The 19,329-nt window shown below is 42.7% G+C and carries 17 protein-coding genes; 8 read left to right on the top strand and 9 right to left on the bottom strand.

Annotation, left to right across the window (positions count from 1 at the left end; translation table 11 throughout):
* Positions 1 to 206 precede the first annotated feature (206 nt).
* Positions 207 to 1,223: a UDP-glucose 4-epimerase GalE gene (gene galE, locus OC443_RS19275; protein ID WP_073586044.1), complete on the top strand. Its 1,017-nt coding sequence runs from the start codon at positions 207 to 209 to the stop codon at positions 1,221 to 1,223.
* Positions 1,224 to 1,334: 111 nt separating this feature from the next.
* Here galE and OC443_RS19280 read toward each other — a convergent pair whose 3' ends face one another.
* A complete protein-coding gene (locus OC443_RS19280; protein WP_073586045.1) occupies positions 1,335 to 1,964 on the bottom strand; it encodes a helix-turn-helix domain-containing protein in 630 nt (209 codons plus the stop codon).
* 710 nt (positions 1,965 to 2,674) lie between these two features.
* On the opposite strand from OC443_RS19280, the gene tnpA reads away from it, so the two are divergent.
* Complete coding sequence (gene tnpA, locus OC443_RS19285; RefSeq protein ID WP_073580231.1) at positions 2,675 to 3,112, top strand: IS200/IS605 family transposase; 438 nt, start codon at positions 2,675 to 2,677, stop codon at positions 3,110 to 3,112.
* A gap of 81 nt (positions 3,113 to 3,193) precedes the next feature.
* On the opposite strand, the gene OC443_RS19290 is transcribed toward tnpA, so the two are convergent.
* Genes OC443_RS19290 through OC443_RS19305 form a run of 4 tightly spaced genes read right to left on the bottom strand, consistent with a single transcriptional unit; the run spans position 3,194 to position 6,603 of the window.
* Positions 3,194 to 3,511: a PTS lactose/cellobiose transporter subunit IIA gene (locus OC443_RS19290; protein WP_073583707.1), complete on the bottom strand. Its 318-nt coding sequence runs from the start codon at positions 3,509 to 3,511 to the stop codon at positions 3,194 to 3,196.
* Between the two features lie 17 nt (positions 3,512 to 3,528).
* Positions 3,529 to 4,908 (bottom strand): glycoside hydrolase family 1 protein, encoded by a 1,380-nt coding sequence (locus tag OC443_RS19295; RefSeq protein WP_073583705.1) that lies wholly within the window; start codon positions 4,906 to 4,908, stop codon positions 3,529 to 3,531.
* 41 nt (positions 4,909 to 4,949) lie between these two features.
* Positions 4,950 to 6,275: a PTS sugar transporter subunit IIC gene (locus OC443_RS19300; RefSeq protein WP_200796935.1), complete on the bottom strand. Its 1,326-nt coding sequence runs from the start codon at positions 6,273 to 6,275 to the stop codon at positions 4,950 to 4,952.
* 28 nt (positions 6,276 to 6,303) lie between these two features.
* Positions 6,304 to 6,603, bottom strand: a complete 300-nt coding sequence (locus OC443_RS19305; protein ID WP_073583701.1) for a PTS sugar transporter subunit IIB — start codon at positions 6,601 to 6,603, stop codon at positions 6,304 to 6,306.
* 244 nt (positions 6,604 to 6,847) lie between these two features.
* Between OC443_RS19305 and OC443_RS19310 the strand changes: the two genes are divergently transcribed.
* Both OC443_RS19310 and OC443_RS19315 read left to right on the top strand, forming a co-directional pair.
* Positions 6,848 to 8,149 carry a PTS sugar transporter subunit IIC gene (locus tag OC443_RS19310; RefSeq protein ID WP_073583699.1) on the top strand — a complete coding sequence of 434 codons (1,302 nt, stop codon included), beginning with the start codon at positions 6,848 to 6,850 and terminating at the stop codon, positions 8,147 to 8,149.
* A gap of 88 nt (positions 8,150 to 8,237) precedes the next feature.
* The gene (locus OC443_RS19315) at positions 8,238 to 9,224 is read left to right on the top strand and encodes a LacI family DNA-binding transcriptional regulator (RefSeq protein WP_073583697.1); all 987 of its coding nucleotides are present in this window, start codon (positions 8,238 to 8,240) and stop codon (positions 9,222 to 9,224) included.
* Between the two features lie 122 nt (positions 9,225 to 9,346).
* Here the strand turns inward: OC443_RS19315 and OC443_RS19320 are convergent, their stop codons facing one another.
* On the bottom strand, positions 9,347 to 10,033 hold the full coding sequence (locus OC443_RS19320) for a phage repressor protein CI (RefSeq protein WP_073583695.1): 687 nt from the start codon (positions 10,031 to 10,033) through the stop codon (positions 9,347 to 9,349).
* 403 nt (positions 10,034 to 10,436) lie between these two features.
* Here OC443_RS19320 and OC443_RS19325 point away from each other — a divergent pair, with 403 nt between their 5' ends.
* Positions 10,437 to 11,219, top strand: coding sequence for a hypothetical protein (locus tag OC443_RS19325; protein WP_143169339.1), 783 nt, complete (start codon positions 10,437 to 10,439; stop codon positions 11,217 to 11,219).
* A gap of 36 nt (positions 11,220 to 11,255) precedes the next feature.
* Here OC443_RS19325 and OC443_RS19330 read toward each other — a convergent pair whose 3' ends face one another.
* The 3 genes from OC443_RS19330 to OC443_RS19340 all read right to left on the bottom strand — a co-directional run bounded on the left by OC443_RS19330 (position 11,256) and on the right by OC443_RS19340 (position 15,163).
* Positions 11,256 to 11,786 carry an MltR family transcriptional regulator gene (locus OC443_RS19330; protein WP_073583691.1) on the bottom strand — a complete coding sequence of 177 codons (531 nt, stop codon included), beginning with the start codon at positions 11,784 to 11,786 and terminating at the stop codon, positions 11,256 to 11,258.
* A 165-nt stretch (positions 11,787 to 11,951) separates the two neighbouring features.
* Positions 11,952 to 13,103 (bottom strand): mannitol-1-phosphate 5-dehydrogenase, encoded by a 1,152-nt coding sequence (locus OC443_RS19335; protein WP_073583689.1) that lies wholly within the window; start codon positions 13,101 to 13,103, stop codon positions 11,952 to 11,954.
* 107 nt (positions 13,104 to 13,210) lie between these two features.
* Complete coding sequence (locus tag OC443_RS19340) at positions 13,211 to 15,163, bottom strand: PTS mannitol transporter subunit IICBA (protein ID WP_073583687.1); 1,953 nt, start codon at positions 15,161 to 15,163, stop codon at positions 13,211 to 13,213.
* 686 nt (positions 15,164 to 15,849) lie between these two features.
* Here OC443_RS19340 and OC443_RS19345 point away from each other — a divergent pair.
* The 3 genes from OC443_RS19345 (at position 15,850) to OC443_RS19355 (ending at position 19,289) form a co-directional block, all read left to right on the top strand.
* Positions 15,850 to 16,797 (top strand): M23 family metallopeptidase, encoded by a 948-nt coding sequence (locus tag OC443_RS19345; protein WP_073583767.1) that lies wholly within the window; start codon positions 15,850 to 15,852, stop codon positions 16,795 to 16,797.
* A gap of 8 nt (positions 16,798 to 16,805) precedes the next feature.
* Positions 16,806 to 17,147: a bactofilin family protein gene (locus OC443_RS19350; protein WP_262021794.1), complete on the top strand. Its 342-nt coding sequence runs from the start codon at positions 16,806 to 16,808 to the stop codon at positions 17,145 to 17,147.
* A gap of 468 nt (positions 17,148 to 17,615) precedes the next feature.
* Complete coding sequence (locus OC443_RS19355) at positions 17,616 to 19,289, top strand: Hsp70 family protein (protein WP_073583683.1); 1,674 nt, start codon at positions 17,616 to 17,618, stop codon at positions 19,287 to 19,289.
* Positions 19,290 to 19,329: the final 40 nt, after the last annotated feature.

The raw sequence follows: 19,329 nt of genomic DNA on the forward strand, positions 1-19,329 counted from the left end.
AACAGTACCTGTGGTTTTAAATATAATATCCTGTTTTATAAACAGACTCAGACAACCGGCATCTTTAGGTTGTTTGGATATAACAATTTATTCAGATTACGGTGAATTTTGCTGGTGCTGCATCCATTCTGATTCTGAAGCCGGATGTGAGTCACCGTGATACAGGCAGGCTTTCATGAGAGCCGCTACGTGAGGTGATAATCTAGATGGAAATACTTGTTACGGGTGGATTAGGGTATATCGGCAGTCATACGTGTGTTCAGTTAATTGAGGCCGGGATAACGCCGGTGATTGTCGATAATTTGTGCAATTCAAGTCTTGAAGTATTAAAGCGGATTGAACAGTTAACCGGGGTTCAGGTTCGGTTCTGTCAGGGTGATATTCGCGATGAAACTTTTCTTGATTCTGTTTTCAGCGACCACAACATTAAGTCAGTGATTCATTTTGCCGGTTTAAAAGCTGTCGGAGAGTCTGTTGAGCAACCGCTGGCGTATTATGATAACAATGTGAACGGTTCTCTGGTTTTAGCCCGCTGTATGCATAAAGCGAAGGTTAAAAGTTTAATTTTCAGTTCATCTGCGACCGTTTATGGTGATCCGGCAAGTGTTCCGTTAACAGAAGATGCGCCAGCCGGAGCCACAACCAATCCTTATGGCCGGAGTAAGTATATGGTTGAACAATGCCTGTCTGATTTATTGATTGCAGATCCGGCATGGAGTATTACTTTACTGCGTTATTTTAATCCTGTCGGTGCGCATCCGTCTGGCACAATGGGGGAAGATCCGCAGGGCATTCCGAATAATCTGATGCCTTTTATTGCTCAGGTTGCGGTTGGTCGTCGTGATAAATTATCTGTATTTGGTGGTGATTATCCAACTCCGGATGGCACCGGAGTTCGCGATTATATTCATGTGATGGATTTAGCTGACGGTCATATTGCGGCTCTGAAAGCGGTTGGTGAGCAGTCCGGATTGCATATTTACAATCTGGGAACCGGGCAGGGGTCGAGTGTTTTGGATATGGTCGCAGCGTTCAGCAAAGCATGTGGTCATTCTATTGCTTATGAGATCTGCCCGCGCCGGTCAGGAGATGTTGCTGAATGTTGGGCAGGCACAGATAAAGCTGAGAAAGAGTTAGGCTGGAAGGCCAGCCGGACGATTGAAGATATGACATCAGATACGTGGCGCTGGCAATCACAGAATCCGGATGGCTACCAGTCCTAGCCTGCTCCAGATATTATTAAAACAAAAGACAAACCTGTTATCTGGCGGGTTTGTCTTTTGTGACTTCTGCTTAGATATAAATCCCGGGCTGGTTGCAGCAGTCTTCTGGCTTTAATCACCTTTTGCGATTGTCAGCATTACTTTTCCGTTAACTTGAACATCGTCTTCGTTGACTGTCAGCATCGTTTCATTAAATGCAATGGCAAGCTGTTTTCCCGGTAATCGTTGCATCTGACAAAATGATTGCAGGCCATCTAATTCAATCAGATAGGTTCCATTGGTCGCGTTGGTTGCTTCCTGATCGATAATATATGTTTTGTCACCTTCCCGTACAGCAATGACGTTGGATATATTGAGTTCATCCAAAAACAACTGATCAAGAGTCAGTGTGTTGTAAGGGTGTACTTTGCCATTTTTTAGCAGGAATAAATCGATGTTTGCCAGTGGTCTGGTTTTGGGTTGCTGAGACTCATGCTGATATGGCGTCATATTCGGATAAGGGTCACCTTCATCAAGCAACAGCCACTTAATAGACACACCTTTACTCAAATGCGTCCGGATAACAACCTCGTAGGGGCAAACTTTTCTTTGATGCCAGGTGGCGATTGTTGATGCTGGTACATTGAGCAGTTCGGCCAGTGCCTTAGTATTTTTCAGATTAAACAGAGTTCGAAGTTTTTCTGTGACTTGCTTACCAGCCAGATACTCAAAATTTGGTAATGAAACTTGTTTTTTATTCATATGCGATCAATAATATTCGTGATTGGGATGTAATCAGGGGCGGCAACTCATCATTACATCTAAATAAACAATAACTTAGTAGAATACCATTATGCGCATAATTTAAGTAGGGCTAAATCATAATTTTACCTGGGGCTGATTCTATATACCCAGGCAACCTGAAGATGCAGGTTTCAGCGTGCAGCCGAAAAGTAAAGTTCAAGGAAAGGGAATGCAGGAATGTACCCACCTTTCAAATTCTCTTGACGCAGAAATGTGTCTTTCAGCTCACGCCTGCGGGTGAGTTTGTCTGGCTCTGATACGACGTGACTGATTTTCAACGTAGAATGACTCTATTTTCAAATCAGTGTCTTGTCTCAGAGCCGGACAAATCTCACTGAAACCTGCATCTTCAGGTTGTTTGGGTATAAGTGATTTATGAGGCAGTTTTGGAGGTGAATTTTTATAAGACAGAGTCAATAATCTCTTCCGGGGTGGAATCTATACCATATCAATGATGGTAATGAGAGAGCTTATTTGTTGGCGGATTTTGGATATGTCGGTTATACGGATGTGAGACAAAAAATAAAGGAGTCATATGACTCCTTTCGTTGTCATCCCTAAACCACCGCCTTGGGCGGTGGTGATTGAACCTTGGGGCTATTGCCCGAAGAAATGCCCATGTTAGAAGTAAACCTCTTATTCACCACAAGTAAGAGGAAACAAAAAACATGGGCGACTATAGAAGTTCATCACATGTCTATTGGCGTTGTAAATACCATATAGTTTGGACGCCGAAATACAGATTCAAGATCCTGAAAGGTAACGTAGGTAAGGAGCTTTATCGCTCAATCTATATTTTATGCAATATGAAAGATTGCGAGGTCTTGGAACTAAATGTTCAGCAAGATCATGTTCATCTGGTTGTGATAGTTCCACCAAAAGTGTCTATCTCAACGTTGATGGGGATGTTGAAAGGACGTTCGGCAATCCGGTTGTTTAACAAATTCCCGCATATAAGAAAGAAGCTCTGGGGAAATCATTTTTGGGCAAGAGGTTACTTTGTCGATACGGTTGGCGTAAATGAAGAAATCATCAGACGTTACGTCAGACACCAAGATAAGAAAGATCAAGAATACGAGGCGCAGTTAGAGTTGAAGATGAACTAACAGCGCGAGAATGCTCCCTTTCAGGGGGCTGTAAACCAAAGCCGCCTTCTAAGAAGGCGGATTTTTACTATACCGGTGAATTTAGGCTTCAGCCGGAAGACGCTTATAAACACTGATGAGTTCAGTAATAAGCTCTTTGGCTAAAATTGAAGTCATCAGGTGATCCTGAGCATGTACCATGACCAGCGTCATTTGTGTCTTGCCTGTTCCTTCATCTTCTTCGATGAGTTTGGTTTGAACAAGATGAGCCTCTTTTGCGAATTCATTTGCTTGTTCAAGCAATGTTTCTGCCTGATCAAAGTTGCCCGCTTTCGCACAGCTCAAAGCTTCAAAACACAGGCTGCGGGATTGTCCGGCATTTACAATGATTCCCATTACGGCTTCTTCTAGATCTAACATACTCTTCTTACCTCTGATTAAAATCCGTTATTTTTTGAAACTTCTGCATACCATTCACCACTTTTCTTAATGGTTCTGGTTTGTGTCTCTAAATCAAGTTGCACAAAACCGTAACGGTTTTTGTATGCATTACTCCAGGACCAGTTATCAATGAATGTCCACATGTGATAACCAAGGCAATTTGCCCCTTCACTGATCCCTTTATGTAACCAGCGCAGATGTTCCCGAACGAATTCTATACGGTACTGATCATTAATTTGCCCATCTTCCAGGAAGCGGTTTTCACCTTCAACACCCATCCCATTTTCTGAAATATAACAAGGCAGGTTGCCGTAGTTATCTTTCAGGTTCGTCAGAATGTCATAGATACCTTTTTCATAAATCTCCCATCCCCGGTGAGGATTCATTTTACGGCCAGGCATTTCATATGGGTCAAAGAACCATTCAGGCATAAATGGTGAGTCGGGATTGACTGCATTTTCCCGTGCTTTCACTCTGCGTGGCATGTAGTAGTTGACACCCAAAATATCGACTTTTCCACCTTGAAGCAGTACCGCATCCTCTGGCGTGCAGTCCGGTAATTGATCGTGTTGACGGAGCAGGTCAACTAAGGCTTGGGGGTATTCACCTTTGACTGCCGGATCAAGGAAACTACGGTTGAAAAGTAAGTCCGCAATATTGGCTGCTTTTAAATCAGCCGGATTTTGTGAACGAGGATATGAGGGTGTCAGATTGAGTACGATACCAATCTGACCATCCAGATTCAGGTCACGATAGTGTTTGACTGCTTTCGCGTGTGCAAGCATTGTATGGTAAGCCACTGTTGCTGCACGGCGAAAATCCACAACATTAGGGTAATGGAAATCGTACAGATATCCGCCTTCTACCGGGACAATTGGTTCGTTAAATGTAAACCAGTATTTAACTTTATGACCGAATAACTTAAAGCAGGTTTCAGCATATTGTGCAAATGCATCGATGACTTCCCGGTTTTCCCATCCACCTTTTTCCTGCATGCTGAATGGCATATCGAAATGGAACAGGGTAATGAAAGGCTCAATACCGTTTTCAACGAGTTCATCAAAAAGCGCGTTATAAAAATCAACAGCAGTTTGATTGACTTCACCATTGCCATCAGGAATAAGACGAGCCCAGGAGATTGAAGTCCTGAAACTGTTATGTCCGATTTTCTTCATTAACTGAATGTCGTCACGAAAACGATCATAAAATGTCGATGTATCTTCAGGACCGACCTGATTAAAGAATCGGTTTGGCTGCGTTTTGAACCAGTGATCCCAGTTCGTTGGTGCTTTGCCATCCCGAAGGGCAGCGCCTTCGGTCTGGGCAGCTGATGAGGCACTGCCCCACCAGAAATTATCAGGAAATCTGTACTGCATGATTTGATTACTCATTTTCAGTTCATATTAAGTCAGTTAGATTATGCGGGAGTCGCTTCACTTGCTTTCGCGTCCTCTTCAGCTTGCTGTTCACTTTCCTGTTTCAATAACGTTTTTTCATAAGCTTTCAGGAATGGGAAGTACATCAGTCCGGCAACAACCATGCAAAGAATACACATGAAGACTGGCGTTACAGCCCAGTTTGCAGCCCAGGAAGCTCCGACAGGTCCGGGTGTTGTCCATGGAGTGAGAGATACGACTCTTGGTAACAAGTCCATACTCGTCGCCGCGTAAGCAAGCACTGCGTTAATCATTGGAACTAAAATGAATGGGAAGAAGAATACAGGGTTCATGACAATCGGTGCACCAAACAGAATTGGTTCGTTGATGTTGAATAAACCCGGAATAACGCCCATTTTACCGATAGTTCGCAAGTGAACAGCCCGGCTGCGAAGCAACAGAATGGCCAGTGGTAACGTTGAACCAACACCACCGATTAACAGATAGTGGTCCCAGAAGCCTTGAAGATAAATATGAGGAAGTGCTTCACCTGCAGCGAGTGCTGCCTGGTTTTCTGCAAGGTTAGTCATCCAGAATGGGTTCATGATACCAGTTACGATAAGAGAACCGTGAATACCAGCGAACCAAAGAAGCTGACAGATAAATACAGAAAGCAAAACCGCAGGTAAAGAGTCTGAAGCTGATACTAAAGGTTGCAGTAAAGACATGATTGCTTTAGGAAGAATCATCCCGGTTTCTGCTTCAATAAACAGGTTCAGCGGATGTAGGGTCAGAATAATAGCCATTACCGGGATCAGGATTTCAAATGATCGGGCAACACCTGATGGCACTTGCTCCGGCAGACGAATGGTAATATTTTTCCGTTTCAGGAATGCATAAACTTCGGTGGAATAAATCGCGCAGATCAGTGCGGTGAAGATACCCTGACCCGAGAAGTATTGCATTGAAATATTGCCATCTTTGACAGGTGCGGCAACCAGTAAGAATGACATCAGAGACAGTAAACCAGTAGTGATACGATCTAAGTCATAATGCTTACCCAGACTGGCAGCAACACCAACTGAAATAAACAATGTCATCACACCCATACTCAACTGAAATGGAAGTAACAGCTCGGTTTGATAAGTTTTAGAAAAATCGAGCCATGCTCTGGCAAATCCCCAGGTTGTTTCCGGATCAAACGGAGGGAAAATGAAAACCAGCATGAAACTACCAACGATCATAAACGGTAAAGCTGCAATAAAACCGTCACGAATTGAGGTAATATATCTTTGTTGTCCAAGTTTCCCGGCTATTGGTGTGATGGTATCTTCGATCACAGATACCATCTTATTATAAAGACTCATAATTCATCCTTTTTATTATTCTTTAACTCTATTGAATAAGGGACAATGCGAAATCCAGCACTTTGTCTCCACGTTGCATGCCGTAATCTGAAATATTGATAGGTTCAACAGGTATCCCATTCGCTCGCTTTTTCAAATCAGGTAACATGTATTTGACCTGGGGACCAAGTAAAACTACTTCATAATTCTTAACCTGCTCATCAAAATCGGACGTCCCGAATGCTTTAATATCAACAGGAAGCTCACGTTTCTCAGCTTCAACCAGCATTTTTTTTACGAGAATACTTGTTGACATACCAGCCGAGCAGCACAACATAATTTTTTTCATTTTTTGTTCCTCAGTAACCGTTTTCATTGTCAATATAGCTTTTAGGAAACGACATGGAAACCGGTTTCCGAATGGTGGCTGTTAACTATGTGCACCTGATCACCAAAGCAGTATCAAATATCTTTAAGAATGTGATCTGACTAGTATCCTCATCAATGTAAGCGGTTACCTGATGTGTCCGAGATTGCTTTCGCTCTTGAAGGCGGTATGCTGCGTTCGTTGTTGCTAAATTACGGGGAAATCAATGAGTTTTTACTGGATGCAGGTGCTGGTGGAATGGATACAGTGTTGGATGTTGCCTTTATCCCGTTACCTCACAAAAAACCGGTACCTGATGGCACTGCGTGATGGTTTTCAACTGGCCATGCCCTTTGTCATTGTCGGAAGTATCTGTGTTCCCTTTCTTTATCCGCCTTTTGTTCTTGATAACCAGAATTCCTTCACTCAGGCATGGCATTTTATTTCGGTGCATTACCGGACTCTTTGGCTTGCGCCTTACCAAATTACTCTTGGTTTAGTTTCTTTACTGGTTGCTTTTGGCATGGCGGCCAGTCTGGCAAAACATTATGGTTTACCAGAAAGGTTATGTGGCCTGACTGGCTGTGTCAGCTTTTTACTCTTATCCGGTTTTGAGCAGGACAATGGAATTGAGTTTCATTACCTGGGGGGGATGGGGATATTTACGGCCATTCTTGCATCGGTTTATGCGATTGAAATAATTCGCTTTTTCTATCAGCGTAACTGGACGATTCGTGTCCCGGAAGAAGTTCCCCGGATTACTGCCAGCGGATTTCTGCTCATTGTTCCGTTATTTGTTATTTTGTTTAGCATGACAATCTTAAATATTGGCCTGAATGAACACTTTGGAGCGTCTTTTCCTGTTTTAGTTGAAAAAATATTTCGTCCTATGATTGTTGCTTCTGATACGTTAGTTGCGGTCTGGCTTTCAATCTTGATTTGTAATTTGCTCTGGTTTTTCGGGATTCATGGCTCTTTATTGCTAACCGGAATTATGTACCCGTTTTGGATGAGTAATATTCTCGACAATCAGGCTGCACTTGCGGCAAACCAACCGTTACCTCATATTTTTATATATGGATTCTGGGATTTTTATTTGCTGGTTGGCGGTGTAGGAGCGACGCTGCCACTGGTCTTTATGGCTTTAAAAAGTCGTTCTCAACAGCTGAAAAGTGCAGGGAAGGTCGGCATTGTTCCCGCATTGTTTAATATTAATGAACCGATATTATTCGGTTTCCCGATCATTATGAATCCGGTCTTCTTAATACCATTTATTCTGGCACCTCTGGTTAACGCTACGATCGCATGGTATCTGACTGAGTGGGGGTTACTGGATCGGTTTATTGCAATCTTGCCATGGTCAATGCCTTCTCCGGTTGGTGCTGCATTGTCAGCAAATGGTAGCTGGCGTCCTACATTGATGAGTATTTTCGCAATTGTCAATGCCTGGATCATTTATTATCCCTTTTTCAAAGTACATGAGCGTCTTTTGCTGGAAGGTGAGCAACAACGCCAAAATAGAATTTGAAGGGGATTGTTGTTATAATTTGGTACTCAGGTGGAAAGCGGTTTCCACATCTTGGCTTCGGTTGTAAGAGTATGATGAAGGCGGGCAGATGACGACTATTTCTGATGTATGCAAACTGGCGAACGTTTCTAAAGCGACTGTCTCAAGAGTTTTGAGTGGTAACCGCCGGGTGAAGGAAGATACCCGTGAAGCAGTCATGCGCGCGGTAGAACAACTCAACTACAGGCCAAATCAACTCGCTCAAACTTTAGCGACGAAGGTCAGTTATACCGTTGGTGTGTTAACCCATGGACTGAATGACCTTCAGCTTGGGCGAACGGTCCGGCAACTGGAGAGAGACCTGACACAACAAGGCCGCTGTTTCATTATGGCGAATTATGTTCAAAATCGTGAAATGCTTGAAGAGAAGCTGAGCTTTTTTGCGACAAAGCATTGTGATGCGGTATTGCTGGTTGGCAGGCAGTTTGATATTCAGTGGTTTGAACATTTGAACCTGGACAGATATCCGCCACTACTGACGATGAATCTTGCTGTTCCGGAAGTTGAAGGACTGAATTATGATCAGGCGACGACGACTGAGATGGCATGTAATTATCTCTATTCTCACGGTCATACTCAAATAGCGATGTTATCTGAAGCCGGCACATCAGGTATGCATATGCAGGAAGGTTATCGTCGTGCTTTAGAAAACCGGAGCCTGCCTTACAATAAACAGCTGGTGGTTCAGCATGGAGATAGTGCGGGTGCTATCGGGATGCTGATTAATCGTTATATTCCTTTTACTGCAGTTCTGGCAGCAGATGATCATCAGGCCATTGAGGTGATCCGTACACTTGAACAGTATAATCTTAAGGTTCCTCAGGAAGTATCCGTGTTGAGTCTGAATACAGATAAAGAAGGGGCGTTTTATTCACCGGCGATTACTGGTTTTGAAATTCCTGAAGAAGATATGCTGACTTCTCTGACTTCATTGCTTGACGTCAAAATGAGTGATAACCATTTGAATGATTCCGGACATCAGGAATTTTTTGGTAAGCTCATTATTCGTGAATCAGTCAGGACTTTATCAACCTGACCTGATTTACCCGCTTGGGTTTATTGGTCTGGTTAGGTGTCTGAATAAAAAAACACCAGCATTTTAGCTGGTGTTTTTTTATGTCTGAACTACCGTCAGGTTGCCGGTGATTTGTTTGAGTCTTATGATGATTCACCGGAAAACGCTTCAGCTTCCCTGATAAATTGATTCGAAGAAGCGTTCAATAATCTTGTGGTCAGGAAGGCGACCTGCCCTGTGACATTTAATTCGGTCTCGTTTACGGTCAGTGTTGTATCCTGAAAACGAATGGCTAACTTTTTACCTGGCAGACGCTGTATCGCATTAAGAGAAAAGAAACCATCAAATTCAATCAGATAAATACCATTGACAGCATTGGTTGATTCCTGATCAACGATATAGGTATTTTCCGCATCCCGAATCGCAATGACGTTGGTTATTCCCAGTTCATCCAGGAAAATCTGGTCAAATGTCATAATTCCCTGTTCTCTGAGCTGACCATTTTTGATGGTAAATAAGTCAATATCAACAAGGTGCCTGACTTCTTCCTTATCGGGCTGATAAGTATGTGGTGAAGCATTGGGATAAGGATCTCCTTCTCCTAACAAAAGCCATTTGAGAGAAACACCTTTTCGCAAATGCGTACGAATTGCAACTTCATAGGGACAGATATCTCTTTGATGCCATGTCGCAATCGTAGAAGGCGATATTTCAAGCATTTGAGATAAAGCCCTCATATTTTTTGCATTAAATAACTCACAGAGTCTTTCTGTGACCTGCTTCCCGGTCAAATAGTCATAGGAAGGTAATGAAACTTGTTTTTTACTCATAAACGATCAATAATATTCGCGATTGAGATGTAATGTCGGGCGGCTACTCTTCATTACATGTAGAACATATATGAATAAACAAGGATACCATTATGCGATCAGTACAAGTAGATCTTATTTAATCTTTTATGAAGTGAACTGCATTGTTTCATTCTGCTTAAATAATAAAGTGTTTCTGTGAAGGGAAATTCACCGGACTCTTATTATACAACTCATGGTTATTTGTCTCCTTAGCACACCTTAAACGACGCCTGTTTATGCTATTTGTCGTTGCTTTGCCCTCGGTTAGTGAGGGCTATTTTTTTGATTTCCGGCTCCGGGAGTTATTGCTGAGGTTCTGTCAAAAAGCAGAGAGGTTTATCAATGTGAGTGATTAAAGTGTCTGATTGAGCGCTGTTGTAATATGACAAAGATGTTATTGGCGGAAGATTTAGAATGTGCAGAGACGGAAGCGTTCGTTCTCATTCAGGATTGCCAGCCATCCTTTCAGAAAACCCCGGTGTTCTGGCCTGTCGCACCTCCGGATAGCGTCAATGGAAGATTATCTGATTTCGTGAAATACATACATGAGCCTGAGTGTCTGACTATTTTAACTCAAAGAGAATGGCAGCTAATTTTTTCTTCACAGCAAATAACTCATTCTGTTCGAACAGCTGATGAAAATATACGATTACTGGTTGAAATTCTTCGGGAATCAGGCATCAAAGCCGGGATAAAAGTGTATGGAGATGACTATTATCTGGTGATATTTGGGTATCCGGATATTGTCCGGTGCTTCACGGAAAATACCAATAATATGATGATTAATCATCAGCGGTTGAGAATCGGGATTGCAGGGTTGAGTACAGACTGGGGAGAAACAACGTCTGTTCATGTTCTGGCATTAGTCGATGTCATTGCCGGAGATGCGATTCCTGACATTCAATATCTTCTGAATGACGAACAACTACTCCATTCCGGGGGTATCAAACAGGCATTAATGATTGCAAATGCGATTATTGATGTAAGTACGTTACTTCTTTCTGACGAATATTTTCCGGTTTCAAAAGCTTTAAATCTTGGACTTATGCTGGTGAGTGTAGCGCTGCCAGTCAATATATCTGAAAAGTGTAAGGAGTACTTTTCAGTGCAGGTTATAACATTTGCATATCATATGATCATGAGTTACGAGGACTCTCTGGTTTAATGTGGGCCACAGAAACAATATTTTCATGGCTGGAGATTAAAAGGGGCTTTCTTTATTGAGCTCATTACAAATTTCGACAATAGATAAAGATAAACCTGATTTAATTACCTGCTGCTGACGATGTAACTGAAGTTGATAGAATTCAAGATCGATATCATCATCTGGTTCCTGAATATCCAGCTGTATCATCCCTATTTTTTGTACGATATTGAGCTGTTTGACTGGCTCCAGAATTGTCGGGGATGTAAAAGTATATTCAGTCCCGTCATCATTGAGCTGATTTTTGAGTTGAATGATAGATTCAATATCATGGTAGAGTTGATCAGGCAGCACTCCCAGGCCGTACAACAGCTTTAGCCTGACGGTTATATCTCCTAAAGGACCAGAGTCATGCAGTAATGGGCCCACAACCGATTGAACAGCAAAATTATCCTTCAAAAAGATTCTTTTCATCAATAAGTCAACAGCAGTTTCGATAACGCCAACGGTGGTAATAAAAAATCCCCTGACGGAAGTCGTTTGATTCAGTTGTTCGATAATCTCGTTTTCGTTCAATTTTTCTGCCATGTACTGTGTTGTCTTTAGTTATTGTAACAAGTTTGTGTGATTTTCAGCTTAAAACGTGTGGTTTGGTCTAATATGACGTTTTTTGTTACCCGATGAAATACCTTCCTGTATTTCATCGGATTTTCAGCCGGAATAATTTAAAAACACATTTGTAATTTTTTCATTTTAATCCGGTTGATTGAAAATGTTTTCAATTTGTCTGACTTCAGGACTGTCCGGGTCCAATCCGGTATATTTGTACAATGTGTGCCTGACTCCATCTTCAGAAAGTGACGTTTGTAGCTCGACTGCCTGAGGATCATTGTCATTGGAATATTTTAAAGCGGCCGCAATACCTCTCAGAAGCGCCTGATTTTCTATGCCATACGCCATTGTACCCAGTAATGGCTTGATGAGCCGATCATTCCGGCCTAACTTTCGTATTGGCTGGCGTCCGACCCGGTTGACCTCATCAATCAGATAAGGATTGGCAAAGCGATTCAGAATTTTCTCTATATAGGCTGCATGAAAGGCCGGCGCAAAACCATAGCGACGAATTAATACGTCACCACTTTCAAACATCGCCTGCCTGACCTGCGTATAGATTTCCTGATCCGCAATGGCTTCACGTATGGTCATGTATCCTTTCAGTTTTCCTAAGTAGGCCGTCATACAATGCCCTGTGTTCAGGGTAAATAACTTTCTTTCAATAAATGCCATCAGGTTATCTGTTTTTTCCATCCCTTCAATGTCAGGTACATCCCCTTTGAATTGGTTTTCATCGACGATCCATTCACTGAATCCTTCCACAGTCACTTCAAGGAGATCATCGTTTGCAGCTCCTGTTGGCGGAACAATGCGATCGACTGCAGAATCAACAAATCCAATGAATGCATCGGCTCTGGCGTGAAAAGCTGTGTCCAGACATTTGTAGACTTCTTGTTTAAGATGCGTCGTGCCACGAATCATGTTCTCGCAGGCTATGATATTGAGTGGTTTGAAATTACCCTGCGCAAAACGCTTTTCAAGACCTGTCGCAATCGTTTTGGCGATTTTATCCAGAATCTCAGGCCCGACAGCGGTTGTGATCAGATCTGTGTGTGTGATGCGATCAATGACTTCGTCACCATCAGAGCGTACAGCTGTCACATGTGTGACGATATCAGTTTTACATTCAGTATCTACAACTTTTACGATGTATTCCTGCTGATGGCTGAGTTGATCGACCAGCGGTGCATTAATATCGGCAAAGATGACTTCCATACTGGCATCTGCCAGAAGTTTACCAATAAATCCCCGACCAATATTTCCGGCACCAAAATGTACAGCATTTTTCATAATATTTTCCTGTTTGATATTATTTGACGTATGAAGTTTCAGGGAAGAAGCCAGCTAAACCGGGGGTGAAGCGTGGCCTCTGTTTTGCTTCAGAAGCAACTGTCAGCCTAGGCTGCCTGATGACGTGCCAGAATGTTAAGCACATCTTCTACGTCTTTGGTGCTGGTTAATTGTTGAATTGCCTCCGGGTCATCGAGGGCACTGGTGATGGTACTGATGACCTGAATATGTTCATCGTTTTTTGCCGCAATGCCGATAATCAGCTTTGCTACATCATCCTGATCTTCACCAAACTGAACGCCCTGCGGATATTGACAGATAACGATACCGGTTTTCAGAATCTGTTCTTTGGCGTCAACGGTGCCATGAGGAACGGCAATCGACTCACCAAGGTAAGTAGAAACAAGTTTTTCCCGTTCAAGCATTGCCGGTATATATTCTGGCTGAGCATAACCGAGCTCGACCAGTTTATTTCCTGCATAAAGAATGGCTTCTTCTTTGTTTTTTGCTGCCAGTCCCAGGCAGATATTTTTACGCTCAATCTGAAAAACAGGGTGAGACTGGTGCCTGTAATGATCATCATTTGCTGCCAGAACAGGGGTTTTCATGATTTGACTGTCATTTGCAGCAACCTGATGACGGGCTGCCAGTAACTGAGTGATCAGTTGGTTATATGCTTCATTGTCAAGGAAATTTGTCAGAGAAATATGATAAGCAGCTGGTGCATGCCGACAGGCCCGATCGGTTAAATCCTGGTGCGTGATAACAATCTCAGCATCTTTCGGCAGGTTGTTAATGGCAAGGTTTGTGACACGAATATTCAGCCCGGTATCCTGTACTTTTTTTCTCAGCATCCCGGCGCCCATTGCACTTGAGCCCATACCGGCATCGCAGGCAACAATAATCTGTTCGACGCTGGCCATGTCGATATGATTTTTGTGATGATTGCTGGCTTGTTTGCCTTTTGATGCTGATTTCATTTCACTGACTTTTTCCGTGGCTTTAGTAAGCGCGTTTTCATCTCCTTCATCTTCTTGTGTGGAACGCTGAGATTTGAGCAGCAGAGAGGCAACAGAAAATGAAACCAGTGCTGCGGCGAAGATGGCACACAATACACCGATCATTGAATCTTTCGGTGTCATTAATAACACAGCGAAAATAGAACCCGGAGAAGCAGGAGAGACGATTCCTGCATCAAAAACAGTCAGCGTAAATACACCTGTCATTCCCCCGGCAATTGCTGCAAGAATCAGACGTGGATTCATCAAAATATACGGGAAGTATATTTCATGGATGCCGCCAAAAAAGTGAATCACAGATGCACCACCGGCAGTTTGTTTTGCTGTTCCTTTGCCAAATACGATGTAGGCCAGCAAAATCCCCAGTCCCGGACCCGGATTCGCTTCTATCAGGAAGAAAATCGATTTTCCGGTTTCTGAAGCTTGCTGAATCCCTAAAGGTGAAAAAATACCGTGATTAATTGCATTATTGAGGAAAAGAATTTTCGCCGGTTCGACAAAGACAGAGGTCAGAGGAAGTAAATGTGCATGAACTAAAAAGTGAACGCCTGCTGCCAGAGAACTTGAAAGAATTTTGACAAAAGGACCGATAAAGTAAAAGGCCAGCATCGCGCAAAGCATGCCTGTAATTCCGGCTGAGAAATTATTCACCAGCATTTCAAAGCCGCTTTTGATTTTCCCTTCGACTTTTTGGTCAAATGTTTTGATGGCCAGACCGCCCAGCGGACCAACAATCATTGCTCCCATAAACATGGGGATATCCGTCCCGGCAATCACTCCCATTGTCGTAATTGCGCCAACGACAGCTCCACGCTCTCCCCCAACCAGCTTGCCGCCGGTATAACCAATGAGCAGAGGCAGAAGATATTTAATCATGGGTCCAACCATTGTGGCCAGTGTCTCATTGGGTAACCAGCCGGTTGGAATGAATAGTGCGGTGATAAAGCCCCATGCGATAAATGCGCCGATATTCGGCATAACCATATTAGACAGGAAACGGCCAAAATTTTGTATCCTGATCTTTGCATCTGGTGATATCATAAGAATTCCCCGTTCGATGTTCTAAAGAATATTGTAGTGGTAACGGTTCGCCAAAACCGTTGATTGTCTGTTACCTGATCAATCTACCACATAATATTCATTTGGAACTGACGACGGGTTTTTTGTGATATATGTAGCATTTATTTTTATGAGCAAATGTTTTTTCAGTGATCTTCGTCATGGGTTAGTGATGAAAATTTGTTACATAATCTGTTTTTTGAATTTGTCAATTTATTTTTAATGATTCATGTCTCAATTTTAATTTAGTGACCAGGTATAAACTTAGTGATCATGGTCACGTAAATGGCATTTGGAAGCTCGTTTGAAACATCTGAAGTGATCTTAGTCACAACTTATCGCTTCTTTGATCAATCAAATTAAAGAAAAAACATCCGTTAGCCGCATTCTTGTAATTAAGATACGGTGCTTGGTATGCTGCACATATCATAATCATTACATGGAGGAAATTTGCCGGTCGACGACAAGAATGTCTCTGTATGATTTTTGTGATGCTTACCGCTATATCGTTGTGACGCTTGCTGTCACATAGAAAGTTCTGTGATTTCTAATCCAAACAAAGCAATAAGCTCATGTAATGAAATGATCCTTTTTGATCTTGTGTTCAGGAAGTGTTCTTTTCTTGTTAGAATACCGACGAAGTTATATTCATGCTGCAGTTAAATTCTATGAAAGAAAGAGTAACCATTTCTGTCTCCTCAATTCATGGTACGAAGCATTTCTATATAGGGAAGTGGTTTCGTCATATGCTGAAGGGATTTGGCTCCCTCATTATTGCTGGTTTAGTTATCACGGGTGGTGTGATTTATTATCTTGTCGATGAAGTTGATTTTGCCAAACTTAAACAGAGTGAGCTTGAGACAAAGTCTATGTCTCTCTCTGAGGAAGTCACCTCACTCAAAGAACTGAAAAATAATTTAGAAAGTGATTTACTGGAACGTGAAGAACGGATGAGTCTGGTTTCAGATCGTCTTGGTGATCTGGAAAAGTTACTCGGTGTCGGAGACACGCAGGGTAAGATTGAATCCCGTCTGGATACTGCGGCAATTACATCTTCTGTCAGGATGGTGATGCTAAATCAGATACCAAACGGGGCACCGGTCCGTCATGCCAGAATTTCATCGGGTTATGGTAAACGGGTGCATCCTGTGACAGGAAAGATTAAGTTTCACCGCGGGCAGGATTTTGCTGTGAATATCGGTACGCCGATATATGCACCTGCCGACGGTGTTGTCGAAGTCGTCCGGCCCGGGAATAAAGGCTCAGGTAATTTTGTACGGTTACAACATTCGTACGGTTTTTCGAGTTCTTATTCTCATTTACAGAAATTTCATGTACGTACCGGTGATTTTGTACAGAAAGGTGATTTAATCGCTTATTCAGGGAATAGTGGATTATCCTCTGGTCCTCATCTTCATTATGAAGTGAGGTTTGTAGGACGTCCTTTAAATCCCCGTCCTTTTGTCGATTGGAATGTTGACAATTTTGAAGCAATTTTTAGTAATGTTAGAGGTATACGATGGGAATCTTTGGTGGACAAAATAGAGCTCAGGGTCAGCGCTCAACTACAACTGTCATCGCAAAAGGGTGTACACTTAACGGACAAATCAGGTTAGAAAGTGATATCCATGTTGACGGTACTGTAGAAGGGCAGATCGATGTTGTGAAAACTCTGATCATCAGTGAAACAGGGTTTATCAAGGGTGAAGTTCATGCAGATCGTGTGATTATTAATGGTGAATTTGAGGGCACATGTTACGCAGATAATATTGAGATTTTAAGCTGTGGCCGCGTGAGCGGAACGATTTACAGTGATAATCTGAGTATTGAGCGTGGTGGTAAATTTAATGGTGTCACTCATGCCGCTCAAACCCATAAATCAGAGCAACAGGTTGTTGATTTATCGGACGCAAAAATTGCCGCTGATGCAAAAAAAACCGAGACGAAAAAGGTGGCTAAAGGGTAATTCCTTAGCCATTTTTTGGGCGTGTTGTCATCTTTCGTATGACGACGGTTTGTGCTTTCTGATAAACAACAGACATTCTCAGAAATTACTGGCGTTATTGAGTAAATATTCTGAGAAATTGTCTTGATAACTGCAAAATTTAATGAGCAAAGGCTCTGATCTTTCCTGAGGTAGTCTTTCGTTGTGCCGCCCGGCTTATTTTGTCTTTTTCCCGATATATTACCGCTCCCTGGTTGGGTCAGTTCATGATTTTCACGCACAGAATAATTCATTCGGGTCCGCATCTTTTCATTTCTTTACCGGTTTGTATGCTGGTTTTAATCCTAATCAACAAATTTCATTGAAATTTTATGATAATCCTTGTGAATGATATCTGTTTTTGAATAAAATCGGGTCGCCTGAATAACAGCCTGATTGTTTGGTCATTGGTCATACTGGTGTATTTTCGTTGTGAATTGAGAAGTGAAAATGATGGATAGAAATCTCGCGATTGGTATTGATTTGGGTACAACAAACAGTGCGATTGCTGTTTGGCTGGATGGGAAAGCCATATTGATTCCAAATTCTCTGGGTCAGTATTTGACACCATCTGTAGTGAGTATCGATGAAGATCATCATATTCTGGTGGGTGAAGCCGCATACTCCCGGCTGATAACGAAACCATTACAGACGGCTTCAGCATTTAAACGTTTTCTTGGCACAGAGAAAAGCTATCAATTAGGCACTGCAACCTACACACCAACAGAACTGTGCGCCATGATCCTGAAGTCTCTTAAAAGTGATGCTGAGGATTATTTAAAACAGTCTGTTGATGATGTGGTGATTTCTGTTCCCGCTTATTTTAATGATCAACAGAGAAAAGAGGTTCGTCAGGCTGCTGAACTGGCGGGATTGAATGCAACGCGTTTGATCAATGAACCAACGGCTGCCTGTCTGGCTTATAGCTTACATGAAACACATGATCGGCGTTTTCTGGTGTTTGATCTGGGAGGCGGTACTTTTGACGTCACTGTGGTTGAATATCAGGACAGTTTTATTGAGGTCAGAGCTTCGACCGGTGACAACCGGCTTGGTGGTGAAGACTTCACGGCAGCGTTGGTTGAAGCTGTGATGCAAAAGCAAAATATCTCTTCTGACGACTTAACCCCGGTTGAGCGTTCTAAAATTATTCAATCTTGTGAAATGGCTAAAAAGAAATCTGCAGCGGAGATGTCAGTCTTTTTGCCGGAACCATGGGTTCAGACTGTTCAGTTTAGCGCACAGGAGCTAAAGAACATCTGGCAGGAGACCCTCAACCGGCTTTCCTTCCCTATTCGTCAGGCTCTGAATGATGCACGGATCAGTCCGGATGAAATTGAAGAATTAATCTTTGTTGGTGGTGCGACCCGCTTAAAAGAAGTGCAGCAAATGGCAACCCGGCTGATTGGACGTTTTGGTAAGATTTCATTGGATCCGGACCTTGTGGTGGCTTTAGGTGCAGCGACTCAGGCTGCATGTCGTTTAAGGGACGAAGCGGTTGAAGAAATCGTGTTAACAGATGTTTGTCCGTTTAGTCTGGGAATTGCTTCAAACCGGGAAGGGCAGCAAGGCGTATTCAGTCCAATTATTGAGCGGAATACTGTGATACCAGCATCGCGGGTTGAGCGTTTTTATACCATTCATGACGGGCAGGATGTTGTGCGTATTGCTGTATATCAGGGAGAACGCGTGTGGGTTGCTGAAAATGTGCTGATAGATGAATTTGAAGTGGATGTGAATCCGGCATCGGCAGGAGAAGAGTCACTTGATGTCCGTTTCAGCTATGATATTAACGGCCTGCTGGAAGTTGATGTGACGGTGGTTTCAACCGGGAAAACCATTCAAAAAGTGATTGACAGAACACCGACAGGAATGAGTGAAGCCGCTCAGCTGGAGAGCCGAAAGCGGCTGGAAAAGTTAAAGTTCCATCCAAGAGATGCGCTGCCCAATATCACTTTAATGGAAAAGTTAAATCGTCTTTATGAGGAAAAACTGGCTGAAGAACGCCACTGGATTGAACAGCTGATTCTTCACTTTACCCGGATGCTGGAAACTCAGGATGATCATCAGATCAAAACGATGAGAGAGCAGATTGAATCAGATCTGAAGGCATCAGGATTGTAGGATTCTTGTTTATTCTCAGAATATCAGACGGCTGTTCAGC

Source organism: Vibrio quintilis, assembly GCF_024529975.1.
GTDB classification, from domain to species: Bacteria; Pseudomonadota; Gammaproteobacteria; order Enterobacterales; family Vibrionaceae; genus Vibrio; species Vibrio quintilis.

What these genes read in the sequence shown, in the direction of transcription:
- galE (WP_073586044.1), top strand. Translation starts at nt 207, where the DNA reads ATGGAAATACTTGTTACGGGTGGATTAGGGTATATCGGCAGTCATACG.
- OC443_RS19280 (WP_073586045.1), bottom strand. Translation starts at nt 1,964, where the DNA reads ATGAATAAAAAACAAGTTTCATTACCAAATTTTGAGTATCTGGCTGGT.
- tnpA (WP_073580231.1), top strand. Translation starts at nt 2,675, where the DNA reads ATGGGCGACTATAGAAGTTCATCACATGTCTATTGGCGTTGTAAATAC.
- OC443_RS19290 (WP_073583707.1), bottom strand. Translation starts at nt 3,511, where the DNA reads ATGTTAGATCTAGAAGAAGCCGTAATGGGAATCATTGTAAATGCCGGA.
- OC443_RS19295 (WP_073583705.1), bottom strand. Translation starts at nt 4,908, where the DNA reads ATGCAGTACAGATTTCCTGATAATTTCTGGTGGGGCAGTGCCTCATCA.
- OC443_RS19300 (WP_200796935.1), bottom strand. Translation starts at nt 6,275, where the DNA reads ATGAGTCTTTATAATAAGATGGTATCTGTGATCGAAGATACCATCACA.
- OC443_RS19305 (WP_073583701.1), bottom strand. Translation starts at nt 6,603, where the DNA reads ATGAAAAAAATTATGTTGTGCTGCTCGGCTGGTATGTCAACAAGTATT.
- OC443_RS19310 (WP_073583699.1), top strand. Translation starts at nt 6,848, where the DNA reads ATGAGTTTTTACTGGATGCAGGTGCTGGTGGAATGGATACAGTGTTGG.
- OC443_RS19315 (WP_073583697.1), top strand. Translation starts at nt 8,238, where the DNA reads ATGACGACTATTTCTGATGTATGCAAACTGGCGAACGTTTCTAAAGCG.
- OC443_RS19320 (WP_073583695.1), bottom strand. Translation starts at nt 10,033, where the DNA reads ATGAGTAAAAAACAAGTTTCATTACCTTCCTATGACTATTTGACCGGG.
- OC443_RS19325 (WP_143169339.1), top strand. Translation starts at nt 10,437, where the DNA reads ATGACAAAGATGTTATTGGCGGAAGATTTAGAATGTGCAGAGACGGAA.
- OC443_RS19330 (WP_073583691.1), bottom strand. Translation starts at nt 11,786, where the DNA reads ATGGCAGAAAAATTGAACGAAAACGAGATTATCGAACAACTGAATCAA.
- OC443_RS19335 (WP_073583689.1), bottom strand. Translation starts at nt 13,103, where the DNA reads ATGAAAAATGCTGTACATTTTGGTGCCGGAAATATTGGTCGGGGATTT.
- OC443_RS19340 (WP_073583687.1), bottom strand. Translation starts at nt 15,163, where the DNA reads ATGATATCACCAGATGCAAAGATCAGGATACAAAATTTTGGCCGTTTC.
- OC443_RS19345 (WP_073583767.1), top strand. Translation starts at nt 15,850, where the DNA reads ATGAAAGAAAGAGTAACCATTTCTGTCTCCTCAATTCATGGTACGAAG.
- OC443_RS19355 (WP_073583683.1), top strand. Translation starts at nt 17,616, where the DNA reads ATGATGGATAGAAATCTCGCGATTGGTATTGATTTGGGTACAACAAAC.